We start from the raw sequence: 17748 nt of genomic DNA, 5'->3' as shown, positions 1-17748 counted from the left end.
AATACGGCCCTATGACGAATGGATCTTTCCGAAGGGCCGCCATACGCCGGGAGAGCCCGACCGTATGCAGGTCCATCCCACGAAGCCGCCCATATCCGGCTCCTCGTTCAGCCACAATGCCCCCCTGGCATGGGTTCCGTCGCGTGGCGGGTGCGTCCCACTGCCGATAATGCCCGACCGGCCGCTTGCCCCAAGGGTGAAGCCCGCAGGAAAAGACGGGCGTGCGACATCCACGTTACCCGCGATCGCCCGCGCCGGAAGCCGCATGACCGGATGGCCCGCATTCAGGAGGTCGACGTAATCGGAGGACAAAAGTTTGGAAAGACGCACGCTCTGTCCGTCACCGTGCATCAGTTCGAAGCCGCGCACCGAAATGCGGAAACAATCGTCCTTGCCGTTTGCACCAGCCGTAGCGACGTCCCTGGCGACAACGAGCCCCGTCGACGTGAACAACTCCCCCGACGGAAGCGATCTGACCATCGCCGGGCAATAACCGTTGGTGTGACCAAGAGGTCCGATAACGATATTGCGCGGGTTGAGCCGATACAATTGTCCAGGCTCGGCATAACATCCGACGAACACGCTCGTGTTCGGCAGGCTTTCATCGGACGTGTATCCGCCGCCCTTGTTGTTGTCGACCTCGGCGGCAATGTATGTATTGCCGAGCAGGCTGGCGTCGTAGAACCCGGCCCCCTTGTTGTCGAAGGCGCGCGCGCCGATGAATACACAGGCATTGGCGTTGTCGCCGTAAAGCGCAAAGCCATGGCCACCGTTTCCCAGCGCCGAGCAATCGGTAAAGGAACTGCCGTTGGCATTGCCCTTGAGGCGTTTCGTCGCAGCCTCGATCCGGAAACCGTCATGCGGGAAGCCGTGAACATCGATCTCGGCCAGATAGACGGGCGAATTGACAAGCACGCCGTGCAGCGCGTCGCTGCCCCCCCCCTTCCAGTGGACGGAGAAGCCGGTCAGGACGCTGCGCTGTGCACCGCGCTCGCGGGGGGTGCGCGCATCGTCCAGATGCGGAAGCAGGATCGCGGCGCGCTGGTCCCCCAGCGTCGCGTAGCTGCCGCGGTCGAAGACCAGCGACGTATCCTCCTTGGTTCCTCCCTTCAGAATGAGCGGCTTCGTGAAGCGCAGCGACCGCGTCAGGCGATAGGAACGACCGGGCGCAAGGAGGATCGAAGTGCCGGCGACGACGACATCGAAGGCCTTTTCAAAGGCGGACGTGTCGTCGTGACTGCCGTCGCCGAGCGCGCCGAACGCCTCGATCGGCACGCCCGGCTGTGCCGGGGAGCGCGGCGAGGACGGAGCGGTGCCCGGGCTGCTGCCGGCCGATGATGCTGCGGGGGTGGTGGCAAGCGCAAGCGCAGCCAGGAGCTGACGTCTGTCGGTCCCCATATCGTCCACTATACCGCTCCTGGCTGTCATTTCCCGACGTCGGGCGACTGGATGAATGGTCAGGCGGCATCAGCCTGCGCTCAATGCGCGTCGCGCGCGTAGAGCTTTTCAAAGAAGGCCTGCAACTCGCGCGCCCGCAGCGTGGAATAGAACCCGTCCCAACAGGCCCGGGCGCGTTTGCCGGCTTCACGGCAGGCATCCCGGTCAAGGTCGCGCAACAGCGCCACGATCGAATCAAGCGAGCCGTCGAACAGAAATCCCGACCGCGCCTCCTTGATGACGCGCGCCGGCGGGATACCGGTATTGGTGATGAGGGGCTTGCCCAGCATTAGGTGTTCGTAAAGCTTGTTGGGTGACGCATAACGGTGCGCGGGCGCCGAGAGCAGATACGGCCCGTAGAGGATGTCGGCGGACCGCATGAGATCCAGCGCATCGTCGTAGCCGAGCCGCCCGACGTACCGCAGGTTTGCGATCTCGTCGTTCTGCGCCTTGAGCAGCGGCTCGATCTGGCCGGTTCCTCCGACCACGAACTCGACCTTTTCGGGCAGGGCGCGACAGATGGCGGCCATATATTCCAAGCCGCGGTGCTGCGCCTCGAGTGTTCCCACATACACACAGCGCAACGGACGGGATACGGTCGCGGGCGGCTCGTCGCCGATCGCCGCCTCCACGCCTGCGACCTCATCGGGTACGTTGCTGATGATCGTCACGTTCCCGCGGGCGGTGATCCCATATTGCTCGAGCCGGATCGGATCGGGGAAGATCGCCACGGCCGATGCCCTGATGAAGGCGCGCTCCACCGCTATCAGCCAGGCGGCGATCCTTCCGCCGCCAAGAATGGCGCCGATGCTGTCGAAAGCGTCGTAGACGATGGTCTTGCGAAGCAGCAGGCCAATCGGCACCGCGACGATCGCGGTATCGAGGTCGACGGCATGCACCACATCATAGCGATGCCGGTGCCGCATCATCTGGCGCGCCATGAAGGCCATCCAGCGCAGCCTGGCCGCGAGCCCCTTGAAGCGATTGCCGTAACCGCCTTTCGCGGTGCAGACGATCGCCCCATTATTCTCCCCTGCCTCGCCGCGCGACCAGATGAGCGGTGTCACCCGCCAGCCACGGCTCGTATAGGCAGCCGCCATCTTGCTGGAACGCGAATCCCGCTGCAGCGGAATCGACCGTAAAAGCAGGATTTCCGGGATTCTACCGGCAGGCCGTGACCGACGTGACGTCATCAAACAATCTTTCCGCCGTAACAGGCAATACCGACAGTTTCTGCATAACGCGTCTCAAAATATGCTGCGCGGTACGTTCGGGCCTCTCACCACTCGTAGGATCAATTTTATTTTGCGCCGTACCCCGATACCATTGTAATCATGGTACGCAATACGATCAGCATGTCGATCCAGGGGGATATATGCTTGATGTAATAGAAGTCGTAGTGCAGCTTTGCCGTAACATCTTCGACATTGGTGACATGACCCTGATTGACCTGCGCCCATCCCGTCACGCCGGGCATCACAATATGGCGGTAACGATAGAACGGAATCTCGCTTTCGTACCATGATGATAGCACCGCCGCCTCCGGACGGGGTCCGATGAGGCTCATCTCGCCGCGCAGGATGTTGAGCAGCTGCGGCAATTCATCCAGCCGCGACTTGCGAAGAAAACGACCGATCCGGGTGATGCGCACATCATCCGCTTGGGTCATGGCCGCCGACCGACTGTCGGCAGCGGCCTGCGACACGCGCATCGTCCGGAACTTCTGCACGGTAAAGGGATGGCCGCCAAACCCAATGCGGGTCTGGCGGAAAACCGCCGGCCCGGGCGAATCCAGCTTGATCGCCAAAGCGACAAGCAACATGACCGGCCATGCAATCAACAGGGCGATCGCCGCGATGACCGCGTCGATGACGCGCTTGAAAAGAATGTAGATATAGGGCGGTGACAGCGTACCGTAGCTCGTTTCGGCAAGGTGCTCCAACTCGACCATGCCGGTCACGGATTCACGGAGATGCTTGATGTGATAGACAGGTACGCCGATCAGCGCGAGTTCCGTGATCCGGCGCTCCCAGTCCGCCGACAGATTTGCGCGAAGATCGACCGTGATCGCGTCGACCTCCAGGATCGGCATGGCCGGATCGGAAACCGGCATCCATTCGATACCCGGCGCATCGAAACGTCGCGCATCTCCCTGCTCAACGATCGCGATCCGCATGTGCCGGTGTTGGGAACCGATCACCTGCTCGGCAAACAGCAAGATGACGCACAGCAGATAATTACCGACAAGAACAGCCCGAACATAGTCGATCCGTCCGATCAGGAAGATGGCGACGATAAGGCCATAGATCAGGGAGGTGATGGAAAGGATCGAGGATACCGATTCGGCACCAGGATAGCGGCTGAAATTGCGCTGCGAGAAGACTATCAGCAACCCGCCGATGCTGGCAGCAGCCAGCGTAACATGCAGCCCCGTGAAATCCTGCTGCTGCTGGTCGATGAACAGCAGGCGCACGAGATAAGGCAGTATCGCGCTGATCAGGACGGCGATGATCTGGTTGCGCAAGGAATGGCGGATCCGCCGGCTGTGTAGAGCGTGGGAGCCCATCTTACGTCTCTTACGTCCTATGGAAATGTCTGAGACTGCAGCGAGCGGTGTTGGCCGGCAATGACCCTATTCCCGCGGGTTACGACAGGAGATCCGCAATCCTAGCGGCGGACTTTCCGTCTCCGAAGGGATTATGGGCGCGTGACATGGCCAAATAGGTTTCAGGATGATCCAGCAGATCCATGACACCGGCGACGATCTGATCGGTGCGCGCGCCGACCAGCCTGGCCGTCCCCGCAGCCACTCCCTCCGGTCGCTCGGTCGTCTCGCGCATGACGAGAACCGGCTTGCCTAGTGCCGGCGCTTCTTCCTGCACACCGCCGGAATCAGTCAGCACGATATGCGACAGCGACAAGGCACTGACGAAGGTCGGGTAGTCGAGCGGATCGACCCGAATGACGTTGTCGCAGCCGCCGAGCATCGCGTCCATGACCGATACGACGCTCGGATTGGGATGGACGGGGAAAAGGACCGCAACATCGTCCCGCTGCGCGATACGGGCGATGGCGCTCGCGATCTGCTGCATGCCGTCGCCGAAATTCTCGCGACGATGCGTCGTCACGAGCACGACTTTCCGCTCCGCAATCCTGGGCCGGATGGCATCGAGCGCGCGGGTCATCGACGGCGTATCGGCAATGCGCGCCAGCGTCGCGTGCAGAGCATCGATCACCGTGTTGCCGGTGACATGAACGCCGTGCGTGATCCCTTCCCTGCGCAGCGCCTCCGCTGCGGTTTCGGTAGGAGCAAAATGATAGTCGGCGATCGGCGCGATCATCCGCCGGTTCACTTCCTCGGGCCACGGGTGGTAGATGTCGCCGGACCGCAAGCCCGCCTCCACATGCGCAACAGGAATCTTCCGATAATAGGACGCCAGTGCTCCCGCCAGTGCGGTAGCCGTGTCACCCTGGACGATCACGCGGTCGATCGGCTCGACGTCGAGTACCCCGCCGACCCCGGTGACGAGCCGTGCTAGAAGCCGGTCGAGACTCTGGTTGGGCTCCATAATATTAAGGTCGTGGTCGGGAACGATACCCGCGACGTCAAGCACCTGATCCAGCAATCCGCGATGCTGCGCGGTCACGCACGTCCTGATCTGAATGCCCGGCCGCTCGGCGAGTGCCCTCACGACAGGAAAAAGCTTGATGGCTTCGGGCCGGGTTCCGAAGACGACCAGGATGCGCTGGGATGCCATGCTGGCCCCCTTAGATGATTCATGCCAAATCGAGCAACCGACATTTGGGGCAAACCGGGTACCCGCCGTTCCCCCATCTTGCCGGTTTCCCAATGTCGTCTGATCGCGTAAGCGCGCGCCTGGTATGTCTTCTTCGATCCGCTCTTTCCATCTTGCACGGCTCGGCATCTATCCCGTCGCCCTGATCGTGTTCCTCGGCGTCCTGTGGCTGGCAGGCGGAGCGTCACGCCCGGATGCGTCAGGGCAGTTGGTGGTTCGCGGGGTATCGGCAGCCATCCTCATCTGGGCGGCGCTGGCGGGGCGGCGGCCGGCATGGTCCGCGATCTGGCCGGTCGGCGTCCTGCTGGGATGCGCCATCGCGCTCCCGGCGATCCAGTTGATCCCCTTACCGCCGGCGTGGTGGCAGGAATTGCCCGGTCGGACCCTGATGTCGCAGGCCGCCGACATCACCGCGCTGCCCCAGCCGTGGCGACCGCTGGCCATCGTGCCTGGCGCCACGGCCAATGCCCTGGCCTCGTTGCTGGTGCCGGCCGCGATGATCGCGCTGATGTGGCAGGCAGGACCCGGGGACCGTCGTTGGTTGCCGACTGCCATCCTCGGCCTGGTGGTCGGCTCCATGATACTCGGACTGCTCCAGTTCGCTGGCGCAGGTTTCAACAATCCGCTCATCAACGACTCTCCGGGGCAGGTGAGCGGCTCGTTCGCAAATCGCAACCACCTCGCCCTCTTCCTCGCGATCGGCTGCCTGCTGTGCCCCGCCTGGGCCTTTCCGGTCGAGCGGCGCGCCAGCTGGCGTGCACCGCTGGCACTCGGCCTGACGCTGGTCCTCGTCCTGACGATCCTGGCGACCGGGTCGCGCGCTGGGCTTCTGCTGGGAGTGCTGGCGATCGTGATCGGGCTGCTTCTGGCAAGCGACGGCATCCGGCGTGAACTGCGGCACCGGCCGCGGTGGGTGCTGCCCGTCATCATCGCGAGCGTGACCGTCATAGCCGTCGGTGCCGTCCTGCTTGCCGTCACCGCCGACCGGGCAGTCGCCATCGATCGCGCATTCTCGGTCGACATGGGCCGGGACATGCGCAGTCGCGGTTTCCCGACCATGCTCGCCATACTTTCCGCCTATTTCCCTGCCGGCGCCGGGCTGGGCAGCTTCGACCCGATCTTCCGCATCCACGAGCCGTTCGCGCTGCTGAAGCCGACATATTTCAACCACGCGCACGATGACTGGCTCGAGGTGGTGCTCGACGCTGGGGTGGCAGGCGGCATGCTGCTGCTGACGGCGGTGGTGTGGTGGGTTCGGACCAGCCTGCGGGTATGGAGCGGCCCGACCAGTGATCGGAAGCACGTCGCGCGGACGGGATCAGGCATCCTGCTCCTGGTTATGGTCGCCAGCATTTTCGACTATCCCGCCCGAACGCCCATGATCATGGCGGTGGTGGTCATCGCAGCCATGTGGCTGAGCGAAGAACGCGCGGAGCGGTGACGACCCCGTCCAGTCGCCTCTGCTTTACGGGATGACCACCAACTCCTATAGCGCGCACGCTCGTCGCGAGCCTGGATCATGTAACCGCATGCGTAAGCTTATCACGGCCTCTGTATTGTCGATGGCGCTGGCCGCATGTGGCGGCAGAGTTCCGTTGCAGTCGACACCGCAACTGACGGTATTGAGCGACAGCAAGGAATTGCCGCCGCCCGTCAGGACGGACCTGGTCGCCGCCGACCGACCCACGCTGATCGGACCGCTCGACACCATTCAGGTGGACGTCTTCAACGTGCCCGACCTCACCCGGGAGATACAGGTCGACTCCAGCGGACGCATCGCGATGCCGCTCGCCGGCGTGATCGACGCGCGCGGTCGCACCGCCAGCGAGGTCGCACGTGCGATCGAGACGGCGCTGCGCGCACGGTACGTCCGCAATCCGGAAGTGACGGTCAACATCAAGACGTCGGTCAGCCAGGTGGCGACGATCGACGGCCAGGTGGTCGAGCCGGGTCTATATCCCGTGACCAATCAGATGACGCTGATGCGCGCCATCGCGTCTGCGAAGGGGCTGTCCGAGTTTGCCCGCGAGGATGAAATCGTCATCCTGCGCACGGTCGGCGGACGGCGGATGGCCGGGCTCTACGATATCAGTGCGATCCGGCGCGGCGCCTATCAGGATCCCGCCATCTACGCCAATGACGTCATCGTCGTAGGCGATTCCCCGCAGCGGCGCATGTTCCGCAACTTCGTTTCGCTGTCGCCGCTTATCGCGGCACCGCTCATCGCGATCCTGCAATAGGCCGCTTCATGACTCCGATTACGCCCAACGGTCTGCCCAGCAGCATCGCGCCCCCTCGTACGGATATTGCGGCCCTGCGCGGCATCGAGCCCGAACGGATGCCGCTGATTCGTCAGTATCTGCGTATCGCAATGCGGTGGCGATACGTCATCATCGGAACGGCGATCGGCTGCCTTCTGCTTGGCCTGGTCGCCACGTTGCTGATGACGCCGAAATACACAGCCGAAGTCACGGTGGAAATCGCGCGCGAATCGAACAAGGTCACTGATCTCCAAGGCGTCGCGCGCGATGCCAGCGTCGCCGACCAGGAATTCTACCAAACGCAGTACGGCCTGCTGGAATCTCGCGCCCTGTCGGAGCGTGTGGCCGCGCAGCTACGTCTGGTGGATAGTCCGGAATTCTTCGATCTCTTCGGCGTCTCCGACGACAGTCCGGCATTCCAGCTCGCCAACGGCCGCTATCCGGCCAGCGGCCGCCAGGCGCGCCAGCGCAAGGCTGGCAAGATCCTGCTGGACCATATGTCGATAACGCCCGCGCGGCAGTCGCGGCTGGTCGCCATCAAGTTCACCAGCCCCTCACCCGATCTGTCGGCGAAGATCGCGAATGCATGGGCGGAAAATTTTATCCAGACCAATCTGGAACGCAAGGTGCAGGCGACATCCTATGGTCGCAACCTCCTTCAACGTCAGCTGGCCCAGATCAAGGAGCGTCTCGACGAATCACAACGTCAGCTCGTCAGCTACGCATCGGCGCAACGCATCATCAACCTGCCTTCGCAATCCGGCGACGGGCGCACCAGTTCCGAACGCTCGATCGTCGCGGATGACCTGTCGGCACTGAACGCCGCCTTGTCACAGGCGACCGCCGATCGCATCCAGGCCCAGGCACGCTATGAACAGGCGGGTCGCTCGGGGGCCTCGGCAGAGGCGCTGCGCAATCAGGTCATCAGCACGTTGCGTCAGCGGCGCGTCGAGCTGGCGGCCGAGTATCAGCGCCTCATGACGCAATTCGAGCCCGGCTATCCCGCGGCGCAGGCAATCCAGTCGCAGATCGACCAGCTTGATCGATCGATCACGCGCGAGGAAGCCCGCGTTTCGGGCTCCCTGCAGGCCGGCTATCGCGAAGCGCTCGAGCGGGAGCGGGCGCTGGAGGTCAAGGTCAACCAGCTCAAAGCCAGCTATCTGGATCTGCGCCGTCGCAGCATCCAGTACAATATCTACCAGCAGGAAGTGGACACCAACAAGGCACTGTATGATGGCCTGCTACAGCGCTTCAAGGAAATTGGTGTCGCAGGTGGCGTCGGCGTCAACAACATCTCGATCGTCGACATGGCCGACGTTCCGCAGCAGCCGTCCAGCCCCAAGTTGTTGCTGAACCTGGCCATTGCCCTGCTGGCGGGGCTTGGTCTGGGCTCGCTGGTCGCACTCGGCCTGGAGCAGATCGACGAAGCAATCGCCGATCCGGTCGAAGTGGAGCGGCGGCTCGGGCTGCCGCTGCTCGGATCGGTTCCAAAGATCGATTCCGGCACGCCCAAGGATGCGCTGCTGGATCGCAAGTCCGATCTGGTCGATGCCTATCTGGCCGTCCAGACCAATCTGGCCTTCACCACCGAACACGGCGTGCCACGTTCGTTCGCGGTGACCTCGACCCGGCCGGCAGAGGGCAAGTCGACGACGGCATTGGCGCTGGCCGCCACGCTGGCCCGCTCGGACCGACGCGTCATCCTGGTCGACGGCGATATGCGCTCCCCATCTGTCCATCACCTGGGCGGCGTCAATCACGATCGTGGCCTGAGCAACTTCCTGACGGGTCACGATAATATCGACGATCTCGTCTTTGAGATGAGCGAGTTCGGCTTTTCGGCGATGACCGCCGGTCCCATTCCCCCGAACGCCGCAGAACTCCTGATGGGGCATCGCCTGCCTGTGCTGATCCAACGGCTGCTCGAAAGCTACGACCATGTCGTGATCGACTCCCCGCCGGTCATGGGTCTGGCCGATGCACCGCTTATCGCCAGCCGCGTCGAGGGCGTCATCTACGCCGTTGAATCGCACGGCATCCGCTCGAGCATGGTCAAGACCGCGCTCAAGCGCCTCCTGAGCGCGAACGCTCGGGTGATCGGCGGCGTATTGACGAAGTTCGAGGCCCGCAAGGCGCAATACGGTTATGGCTATGAATACGGCTATGGCTATGGCCGGGATGGGAAAAGAAAGTAATGCGCCGCCGCGCCTGGCAGCAGCGTTCTGTCGTCGAATGGGGCGTAAGACTGGGGCTGGCTTTCCTGGCGCTTTGGGCAGGATTTGCGGCGGTCAAATCGACGCTGGCCTATTCCCTGCGGGAACGTGATCCCGCGCGCGCCTTTGCATTGGCCCCGGGCGACGGGCGGATCACGGGCCTGTATGCGGCATCCCGATCCGGTCCGGAAGTGACCGCGGTAGATCGGCGGCAAGCCGATCGGTTGGCCGCCCGTGCGCTGGCACAGGATCCGACCGCGATCGCAGCGGTGTCGACCCTGGGTATCAATGCTCAAGTGCGCGGCGATACGCGAGGCGCACGGCGGTTCTTCGCTTATGCCGCCTTGCTGACGCGGCGCGATTTGCAGACGCAGCTCTGGGCGATCGAGGATGCGGTCGGGCGTGGCGATGTACCTGGCGCGCTACGTCATTATGATATCGCGTTGCGGACATCGCGTCACGTACCCGATCTGCTGTTTCCGGTATTGGCCGGTGCGACTGCAGACCCGAATATCCGTGCGGCGCTGATCGGGACGCTGAAGGGCAAGCCAGCATGGGGCAACGCTTTCATCGATTATGTCGCGGGGAAAGGCCCCGATCCGCAGTCGATCGCCGATCTGTTCATCGGTCTGGCGCGGGCGGGGGTTCCGGTTTCGGACAATGCCCGTCGTGCCACGGTAGACGGCCTGATCGAAAGCGGTCGGCTGGATCAGGCCTGGGCCTATTACTCGCAACTGCGGCCAGGCGCATCGCGCACGCAATCGCGCGACCCGCATTTCATGGCCGATCTGACCAGTCCGTCCCTGTTCGACTGGCGCACCCTGGATGACGTGGGGATCACCACGTCTGTCCAACGAAACGGCAAGGCCGGGGTGTTCGACTTCTCGGTCGCGGCGAGTGTCGGTGGTCCGCTGCTGGAACAGCTTCAGGTACTGCCTTCCGGGCGTTACCGCCTGAGCGGGCGCAGCAACGGCATCGCAGCGGCGGAGGAGATGCGCCCTTACTGGTCGTTGGTGTGCCGCGGAAGCAACGTGGAGCTCGGCCGCCTGCCGTTGCCCGTATCCGAAAACGCCTCCGTGCCCTTCACCGGCTATTTCGACGTTCCGCCAGGCTGCGGCACGCAGACGCTGCGCCTGACCGCTCAACCATCGGACGCCATGGCGGGCGTGTCAGGGACAATCGAGGAAGCGGTGTTGCAACCGGCATCTCCCGGTGGCGAACGGCGTCCATGACCGTGATGCGCGCGATCCGCCGTCATCCGTTCGCCTGGACACTTTCCAGTCTGGCGTTCGCCATATGCCATGCATCCGGGTTCGCGGCCATCGCACAGGGAAGCCCTGGCACACCGATATTGAACTCGGCAGCAGGTGAAGTTGGCCGGCGTAGTACGAACGTGCCGCTCGATCGAACCAGACCGCCCAACGCACGTGTCGATGGCAGGATTGCCAATAGGGTGGAATCGCGACTGCATAGCCGGATCGATCGCGTCTATGATGGCTCTGCCGATGCGGCATCGTCACTCAAGGCAGCGGTCGACAGTCTGCAATCGGGCAATCCCGACCGTCGTCGACGCTGACGTTTCGCCCTTGTGCCGAAGCAGGCGGAAACTGGCGTACCGGTGGCCGCCCCAGGTTCATAACCAAGATGCCCGACCCCGCCCCCGACCCGGATCGGAAAAGGAGCGCCTCGACCCCGGATCCTCCACGTCATCGCTGCGGGCTGTCCCGGGAAGACGACGCCCCCTACCTGTAGGCACTTGCAATCGTAGCGCCTCCTGCTCGCAAACAGCGCTGATTTCTGCTCAGATTGGATGACAGCTAACGTTTCCCCTGTTTTTTCATCCAGTTTGAGCGAGAGTTTCCGGCCTTGAGGAGCCTTCGGGCAAGGAGCTGGAAATGAAGAAGTCGAGGTACACCGAGGAGCAGATCGCCTTTGCGCTGAAGCAGGCGGAAACCGGCACGCCGGCGGCCGAAGTCATCCGGCGAATGGGGATCTCGGAGCAGACGTTCTATCGCTGGAAGAAAGTGTACGGCGGTCTGGGCGTGGGCGAGCTGCGGCGCCTGAAGCAGCTTGAGGATGACCGACAGCTGAAACAGCTGGTTACCGACCTGAGTCTGGACAAGCACATCCTGCAGGACGTCTTGGCAAAAAAGCTCTGACGCCTGGACGACGGCGCGAGCTCGTTGCGCACGTCCAGGCGTCCCATGGTGTCAGCGAGCGACGCAGCTGTCTGGCGCTAGGCGTTGACCGTTCGTCGGTGCGCTACGTGTCGCATCGGCCGGACCAGGCGCCGCTGATGCTGCGCATCCGTGATCTGGCGGCGACACGAACGCGGTACGGTTACTTCCGCATCTACATCCTGCTGCGCAGGGAAGGATGGTTCGTGAACCACAAGCGCGTCTACCGGCTTTACCGGGATGATGGACTGAGCCTTCGGCTCAAGAAACCCAGACGCAACGTCAGCGCTGCCAACCGCGACCGACAACCCGCGGCTGCGGCGGCCAACGAGATGTGGTCTATGGACTTCGTCTCGGACGCGCTGTTCGATGGTCGGCGGCTGCGGGCGCTGACGGTGGTCGACGCCTTCACGCGGGAAGCGCTGGCGATTGATGTCGACCAGGGCATCAAGGGTGAGCAGGTGGTCGCGGCGATGACGCGGATCTCAGCGGTCCGCGGCGCACCCAGGACTATCCGGGTCGACAACGGGCCCGAGTTCATCTCGAAGGCGCTCGATCGCTGGGCCTACGAGAACGGCGTCACGCTGGACTTCAGCCGGCCGGGCAAACCAACGGACAATGCCTTCGTGGAGTCGTTCAACGGCCGCCTCCGGGACGAGTGCTTGAACACGCACTGGTTCCTGTCCCTGGAGGACGCGCGGGCAAAGATCGAGGCTTGGCGGCGCGACTACAACGAGAGCCGTCCCCACACATCGCTTGGCTGGCTGACGCCGGTCGAATATGCTGCTGCCGCGGCCAAGATCGCGGCCGAATGAACGCCGGAAACTCACCCTGAACCTGGATGAGAAACCGGGGGACCCTCACGCCATTCGGCAGGCGTCCAAGCTATGCCTCGCGGATATACGCGAGACGGACACGACGAAAGTGCAAACCTCGATTGGCGCTCAGCTGCGCACCTTGGCGAGCTCTGGAACCTACACGGTGGACCAAGTCACAAAATCCGTGGATCTCGCGGTCGGGGAAGCCGCTCTGATTTCCGAGCGGCAACAGGTACGAGATTGCATGCGTGCCGAGCTGCCCCGCCTGTTGCAGGCTTATGGCATCCTGAAGAATGAGCCGGGCCCTTTAGCGCGACCTGCCTCCGTGCCGGGCAAGATCATAACCTTCTTCGAATGGGGGAAGAGCGCGCTGACGCCGGAAGCGCTGACCCTCATCAACAACGCCGTGTCTGCATACAACCGCTCCGGGGAGGTCGAAATCCGAGTCATGGCTTTTGGCGAGGACGGCGAGGGCGAAGGCGATTCACCAGAGCACAATATAGCGGAGCAGCGCGCCCAAGCGGTTGTCGACGCCTTGGTCCAGCGAGGCATACCGCTGAAGAGGATAGAGTTCTCCTCAACTGGCGGTGCCGGTGCCCGTCCATCGGTGACAGTTCAGTCGCCCGCTGCGCGTGAGACGATGCACCGAGCGGAGATCGAGTTCATTCCGTTGGTAGCTGCTCGATCGTAGTAGCCGACGCGTCAATCAGTAATGTTTCGCACGGCTTACGGGCATCGAGCCAAGCAGGCATTCTCCGTCAGGCAACGTAGTCCCGCACCGCCGCGTCAATCGTCGGCCAGCGCGCCAGCGAATGGCGCGGATCGCGCAGCAGATCCTCGTCCGCGCCCCCCCCCACCCGCACGACCATATGCCAGAACACCAGCGCCTGCGGCACCCAGACATGCGCGGAGGGAAGCGGTGCCATCCAGCCATGCTGGTCGGGTTCGGTAAAGCCGGCGCTGCCGTACAGCCAGTCCCCCTCCTCACCCGCCGGGGGCGGCGTTTCCCGCTTTTCGGCATCGAGCATCCGCCCGATCAGGGCCTCCAGCGCCTCGTGCGTCATGCCCGCGTTACCGTCCGTCATTCGCCCGTTCCCACCTCGATCGTGCAACGCACCGTCTTCTCCGCCTTCGCCGCCTGTTTGCGACACGCCTCCAGCGTCTCGCGGTTGGCGACCACCAGCCGGTTGCCCGCCAGTACGCCGGCATAAGCCCGCGCATCCCCTGCCCGCATCAGTCGCTGCCCCGCCTCCCACATCGGCATGCGCAGGGATCGCGCCGCCATCCGCTCCGGCAGCAACCAGCTCGCCGGCATGCTGCGGGCGAGAGGACCGGCAAGGATCGCCCACAGCACCATGCCTGCCACGATACAGGCAAGCCCGACCTGCCACAGCCGGCGCCGCTGATCGTCCGCCATGACATGCGAGTCCAGCTGACGACCGAGCTTCGTCGCGACCTCCTCGATCACCTGCCGGGCAGCGGCGATGGCCCGGCGATCCTCGCTCCGCCCCGCAATACCGGCAGTCGTGATCTGGCGACCGATCTCTTCGGGCGTCAGCGCCAGCGCCGGACTGTTCACCAGTGCATCGACGCGCTGCGCGGTCGCGGTGATGTTGTTGGCGATAACGCCCAGCGTCTCGGAATAGTCCGGCGCATCACTGCCCCCGGTCCGCTCGGCCGCCAACCGCTCGACGGCACGGCGCAGCAGCGTGACCTCGCCCCGGAGATCCTTGAACGCCCGTGCCGCCCCGTCTTCGTCAGCTCCCTCGCCGTCCGCCATTCACTCTCCCCTACCGCTCGAACCCGCGATCCTGCTGTCGATCGCGCGCGCGATCCATCTCGATCTGGCGTTCCCGCATCTGCTCGGCCACCTGCTGCCGGTCACGGTTCAGCCCCAGCTCGGGCGCGCTGCGTTCCAGCTCGCTGCGCAATGCCGGATCATGGCGCAACCCGTCGATCATTTCCGCCTGGGCGGCCATGCCCCGCCCGTCGCCATGCCCGGCCTCCAGCGCCCGCCAGCGTTCCATGAACCGCACGGCGCGGAGTTGCGGATCGGCGCGGACCTGCGCTTCCGCCGCCATCCCCCGCACAGCGCTTCGGGTGTCCCCCGCTGCGGCATCGTGCGCGAGGCGGGGATCGCGCTCGATCGCCGCGGCAAGGTCTCGGGTGCCGTGGGGGCGCACACCGTCCAGCGCCTCGCCAGCGCGGGCCAGCGCGGTGCGCTGGTGCGGCAACACCGGCAGGCCCTTCTCTTCCATGCCGGCGATATCGACCGCGGCGCGCGCATAACGCCGGATCGCCACCTCCTGGTCGGGCCGGCTCGTGTTTTCGCGCGGAAAAGCCTGTTCGGCGTCAGACGCCTTCGGCCGGAACCCGGCAAACATGCTCCTGGCCTTCGTTTCGACGGCCCGCACGATCTCGCGCACCCGCTCGGGCAGGCGGATCTCGCGTCTGTCCGCGAAAGCACGCACCACCTCGTCAGGCTCGGCCACGTAGTCAGCCGCCATGTCCTTGGCACGGTCACGCGACAGTACCGCGGCGAGCTTCGCGTCGGAGACGAAGTCGTCTCGGCCGTAGTGAAGCTGCACCCCGTCGCGGTGCCGCGACAGCGCGACATAGGCGGCGTGCCGGTCCATCCCCGGCGTCGCCAGCACATGCGTGCGGTCGACGGTCACGCCCTGCGACTTGTGGATTGTGGCGGCATAGCCATGATCGACCGCGGCATAGTCCTTCAGATCGAACCCGACCTGCCGCCCGTCATCGAGCCGCACGCCCATCCGCTCGGCTGATACCTGCTCGACCGTGCCGAGCGTCCCGTTCTTGACCCCCATCGCGCGCTCGTTGCGCAAGAACATGATCCGGTCGCCCGACGCGAACTGCCGCTCGCCCCGCTCCGCCTGCACGTCCACATCCTGCCCGAGGTCGCCCGATATGCGCAGCCGTTCGCGCGCCTCCTCGTTGAGCGAGCGCACCTCGGCGTTGGTGTGGGTCAGGATGATACGGGTCGCCCCCGGTTCGGCCTGGCGCTGCCGGTCCCAGCCCTCCACCAGCCCCGTCCGCGCCGCCTCGCGCGTGTCCGCGGCCACCACCATGCCCCGGTCACGATAGGCCCGAACCGCCTCCTCGGTGCGCCCCGTCGCCAGCCAGCGCGTCGCATCGCGCTGCCAGTCCGTCCGCTGCCGGCGGATCTCGGTGATCTCCGCCGCCCCGTGGCGCTCGGACAGTGCCCGGAACGCCGCGCCGGCCTCGATCGCCTGCAACTGCTCGGGGTCGCCGACCAGCACCACCTTGGCGCCGGCATGGTCCGCGGCTGACAGTAACCGCTCCATCTGGCGCGTGCCGATCATCCCCGCCTCGTCCACCACCAGCACGTCACGCGGGGAAAGCTGCTCGCGATCTCTGCTCCACGCATGCTCAAGGCTGGCGATTGTGCGCGACTCGATGCCGGAGCCAGCCTCCAGATTCTCGACCGCGATCCCCGACAGCGCCGCGCCGCGCACGGTGTAGCCGGCATCCTCCCACGCCTCGCGCGCGACCCCCAGCATCGCCGACTTGCCGGTGCCGGCATAGCCGATGACGGACGCCAGCCCGTCGCGGGCGGTGATCCGCCCGAGCGCATCGCGCTGCTCCTCCGACAGGACCAGCCCGCGCCCCTCGGCCGCCTCCAGCGCGCGGATGACATGCCCGGCACCGGTGAAGTGATCCCGCGTGCCGGCAAGCCGGTCGGCGGCCTGCTCCAGCCGCGCCTCGGTGGCGATCATCTCCCGGCTCGTGAACCGCGCATCGCCGCGCCCGTCCTTGCCCAAGGCGACGAGTTCGGGGCTGGCGCGCACCGCCGCCATCACCCGGTCATACTGCTCCTTGCCATCCGAATGCCGGAACGCGAACACCGCCAGATCCCGCGTCGTGAAGGTCGCCTGCGTCCGCGTGATCGCGTCCAGCGCGACCTCTGGATCAGCGATGATCCTGTCGCCGTTCTCGCGCGCGATGCGGGCATGATCCTCGATCCGTTCGGCTTCCAGCCCCTGCCCCGGTCGCCGCGATGCAGCCGGTCCAATCTTGTGCTGCGGCTCGAGCGCGATGCCCTGTTCGGCATAGGAGCGATGGTCGATCCGCGCATCGATCCCGAGTTCGGTCAGCCGCTCGTTGACATGCGCGCTCCACGCCTCGCGCCAGTGCTGCAACAGCGCGGTGCCGTTCCAGTCACGCTCCTTTGCACCAAACCCGTCCGGCCCCACCCCGCGCATCGCCAGCATGACATGCGCGTGCGGCTTGGGACTGCCGTCCTCCGCGCGGTCCCAGTGCACGTTGAGATCCGCGACCATGCCGCGGTCGACGAACTGCGCCTGGACGAAGTCGCGCGCGAGCCGGACGCCCTCCTTGCGGGTCATCTCGCGCGGGATCGCGAACTCCACCTCGCGCGCCAGTTGCGCGTCCTTGCGCTTCTCGCCAGCCTCCACCTCGTTCCACAGTGTCGTGCGATCCGCCAACCGCTCCGGTGCGCCCTTCGGCAGCAGCACCTCGGAGTGGATGACATCGGCCTTGTTGGAGAAGTCGTGATGCCGCTCCAGCCGCTCGTCGAACAGCGCCGATCCCGAGCGATAGGCAGCGGACGCAACCGCGCTGGAGCCGTTAGCGCGGCTGATGACCTTGGCGCTGAAATGATAGATCGCCATCGCGTCCGTCATTCTGCACTTTCAAGCGCACGTCGGCAACGACGTATAAGCGCGCACTCACGATCTGCTGCGCATCTCTTGACTGACCTATAGCAACGCGCTGATCTACCTTCAGCCTGACACAATCAAATAAGCATGTTATCGATAGCAATCCGTCCGGAATGTTTTCACTCCATGTTCAGTTTTCCTCTCCACCGCACGTGACTTCACGCATAATTTGTTACGATCCGTATTGAACAACACGCCTCCTGAGATTGATAGATTGTCGATCAATCGACGGAACCGATTCGCCAACTTCGAAGGCGCATTTTCACGGAATGTGTTTGTGAAATAGTGCTGAACCAACATGTTATCACGACGGGATTGCTG

Annotated in this window: 14 protein-coding genes; 7 read left to right on the top strand and 7 right to left on the bottom strand. The window is 64.4% G+C overall.

Annotation, left to right across the window (positions count from 1 at the left end; translation table 11 throughout):
• Nucleotides 1–9: 9 nt before the first annotated feature.
• The 4 genes from ASE95_RS16960 to wecB form a co-directional block, all read right to left on the bottom strand.
• The gene (locus ASE95_RS16960) at nucleotides 10–1398 is read right to left on the bottom strand and encodes a hypothetical protein (protein ID WP_056639087.1); all 1389 of its coding nucleotides are present in this window, start codon (nucleotides 1396–1398) and stop codon (nucleotides 10–12) included.
• Nucleotides 1399–1478: 80 nt separating this feature from the next.
• Entirely contained in the window at nucleotides 1479–2630 is a 1152-nt protein-coding gene (locus ASE95_RS16955; RefSeq protein ID WP_082450244.1) for a glycosyltransferase, read from the bottom strand.
• A gap of 107 nt (nucleotides 2631–2737) precedes the next feature.
• Nucleotides 2738–4003 (bottom strand): exopolysaccharide biosynthesis polyprenyl glycosylphosphotransferase, encoded by a 1266-nt coding sequence (locus tag ASE95_RS16950; RefSeq protein ID WP_156348113.1) that lies wholly within the window; start codon nucleotides 4001–4003, stop codon nucleotides 2738–2740.
• Nucleotides 4004–4082: 79 nt separating this feature from the next.
• Entirely contained in the window at nucleotides 4083–5195 is a 1113-nt protein-coding gene (gene wecB, locus ASE95_RS16945; RefSeq protein ID WP_200918876.1) for a non-hydrolyzing UDP-N-acetylglucosamine 2-epimerase, read from the bottom strand.
• A 427-nt stretch (nucleotides 5196–5622) separates the two neighbouring features.
• Here wecB and ASE95_RS16940 point away from each other — a divergent pair, with 427 nt between their 5' ends.
• The 7 genes from ASE95_RS16940 (at nucleotide 5623) to ASE95_RS16910 (ending at nucleotide 13394) form a co-directional block, all read left to right on the top strand.
• Complete coding sequence (locus tag ASE95_RS16940; protein WP_162234727.1) at nucleotides 5623–6675, top strand: O-antigen ligase family protein; 1053 nt, start codon at nucleotides 5623–5625, stop codon at nucleotides 6673–6675.
• Between the two features lie 88 nt (nucleotides 6676–6763).
• Entirely contained in the window at nucleotides 6764–7474 is a 711-nt protein-coding gene (locus tag ASE95_RS16935) for a polysaccharide biosynthesis/export family protein (protein ID WP_156348112.1), read from the top strand.
• 8 nt (nucleotides 7475–7482) lie between these two features.
• The gene (locus ASE95_RS16930) at nucleotides 7483–9690 is read left to right on the top strand and encodes a GumC family protein (protein WP_056639075.1); all 2208 of its coding nucleotides are present in this window, start codon (nucleotides 7483–7485) and stop codon (nucleotides 9688–9690) included.
• Nucleotides 9690–10940 carry a hypothetical protein gene (locus ASE95_RS16925; RefSeq protein ID WP_056639072.1) on the top strand — a complete coding sequence of 417 codons (1251 nt, stop codon included), beginning with the start codon at nucleotides 9690–9692 and terminating at the stop codon, nucleotides 10938–10940. Before ASE95_RS16930 ends, ASE95_RS16925 begins: the two co-directional genes overlap by 1 nt.
• The gene (locus ASE95_RS17895; RefSeq protein WP_156348111.1) at nucleotides 10937–11284 is read left to right on the top strand and encodes a hypothetical protein; all 348 of its coding nucleotides are present in this window, start codon (nucleotides 10937–10939) and stop codon (nucleotides 11282–11284) included. The genes ASE95_RS16925 and ASE95_RS17895 overlap by 4 nt, the downstream gene beginning before the upstream one ends.
• Nucleotides 11285–11603: 319 nt before the next feature.
• Nucleotides 11604–12700 (top strand): IS3 family transposase gene (locus ASE95_RS16915; RefSeq protein WP_156348110.1). Its coding sequence is split into 2 segments (ribosomal slippage): nucleotides 11604–11853 and nucleotides 11853–12700, totalling 1098 coding nucleotides; the frame shifts between segments, so codons are not numbered across the junction.
• Nucleotides 12666–13394, top strand: coding sequence for an OmpA family protein (locus ASE95_RS16910; protein ID WP_056639064.1), 729 nt, complete (start codon nucleotides 12666–12668; stop codon nucleotides 13392–13394). Before ASE95_RS16915 ends, ASE95_RS16910 begins: the two co-directional genes overlap by 35 nt.
• A 67-nt stretch (nucleotides 13395–13461) precedes the next feature.
• On the opposite strand, the gene ASE95_RS16905 is transcribed toward ASE95_RS16910, so the two are convergent.
• The 3 genes from ASE95_RS16905 to traA are packed head-to-tail and all read right to left on the bottom strand — an operon-like array spanning nucleotide 13462 to nucleotide 17379.
• Entirely contained in the window at nucleotides 13462–13788 is a 327-nt protein-coding gene (locus ASE95_RS16905) for a hypothetical protein (protein ID WP_056639061.1), read from the bottom strand.
• Entirely contained in the window at nucleotides 13785–14483 is a 699-nt protein-coding gene (locus tag ASE95_RS16900) for a DUF6118 family protein (protein WP_056639058.1), read from the bottom strand. Before ASE95_RS16900 ends, ASE95_RS16905 begins: the two co-directional genes overlap by 4 nt.
• A gap of 10 nt (nucleotides 14484–14493) precedes the next feature.
• Complete coding sequence (traA, locus tag ASE95_RS16895) at nucleotides 14494–17379, bottom strand: Ti-type conjugative transfer relaxase TraA (protein WP_056639171.1); 2886 nt, start codon at nucleotides 17377–17379, stop codon at nucleotides 14494–14496.
• Between the last annotated feature and the right edge of the window lie 369 nt (nucleotides 17380–17748).

Origin of the sequence: Sphingomonas sp. Leaf231, assembly GCF_001421995.1 — a bacterium.
GTDB lineage: Bacteria > Pseudomonadota > Alphaproteobacteria > Sphingomonadales > Sphingomonadaceae > Sphingomonas.
The sequence above is the reverse complement of the archived record's forward strand: the minus strand, read 5'-3'. Positions and strand labels throughout refer to the sequence as shown.

Bases quoted from the DNA above. Each gene is read 5' to 3' on its own strand.
- ASE95_RS16960 (WP_056639087.1), bottom strand. From the start codon at position 1,398: ATGGGGACCGACAGACGTCAGCTCCTGGCTGCGCTTGCGCTTGCCACC.
- ASE95_RS16955 (WP_082450244.1), bottom strand. From the start codon at position 2,630: ATGACGTCACGTCGGTCACGGCCTGCCGGTAGAATCCCGGAAATCCTG.
- ASE95_RS16950 (WP_156348113.1), bottom strand. From the start codon at position 4,003: ATGGGCTCCCACGCTCTACACAGCCGGCGGATCCGCCATTCCTTGCGC.
- wecB (WP_200918876.1), bottom strand. From the start codon at position 5,195: ATGGCATCCCAGCGCATCCTGGTCGTCTTCGGAACCCGGCCCGAAGCC.
- ASE95_RS16940 (WP_162234727.1), top strand. From the start codon at position 5,623: ATGTCGCAGGCCGCCGACATCACCGCGCTGCCCCAGCCGTGGCGACCG.
- ASE95_RS16935 (WP_156348112.1), top strand. From the start codon at position 6,764: ATGCGTAAGCTTATCACGGCCTCTGTATTGTCGATGGCGCTGGCCGCA.
- ASE95_RS16930 (WP_056639075.1), top strand. From the start codon at position 7,483: ATGACTCCGATTACGCCCAACGGTCTGCCCAGCAGCATCGCGCCCCCT.
- ASE95_RS16925 (WP_056639072.1), top strand. From the start codon at position 9,690: ATGCGCCGCCGCGCCTGGCAGCAGCGTTCTGTCGTCGAATGGGGCGTA.
- ASE95_RS17895 (WP_156348111.1), top strand. From the start codon at position 10,937: ATGACCGTGATGCGCGCGATCCGCCGTCATCCGTTCGCCTGGACACTT.
- ASE95_RS16910 (WP_056639064.1), top strand. From the start codon at position 12,666: ATGCTGCTGCCGCGGCCAAGATCGCGGCCGAATGAACGCCGGAAACTC.
- ASE95_RS16905 (WP_056639061.1), bottom strand. From the start codon at position 13,788: ATGACGGACGGTAACGCGGGCATGACGCACGAGGCGCTGGAGGCCCTG.
- ASE95_RS16900 (WP_056639058.1), bottom strand. From the start codon at position 14,483: ATGGCGGACGGCGAGGGAGCTGACGAAGACGGGGCGGCACGGGCGTTC.
- traA (WP_056639171.1), bottom strand. From the start codon at position 17,379: ATGGCGATCTATCATTTCAGCGCCAAGGTCATCAGCCGCGCTAACGGC.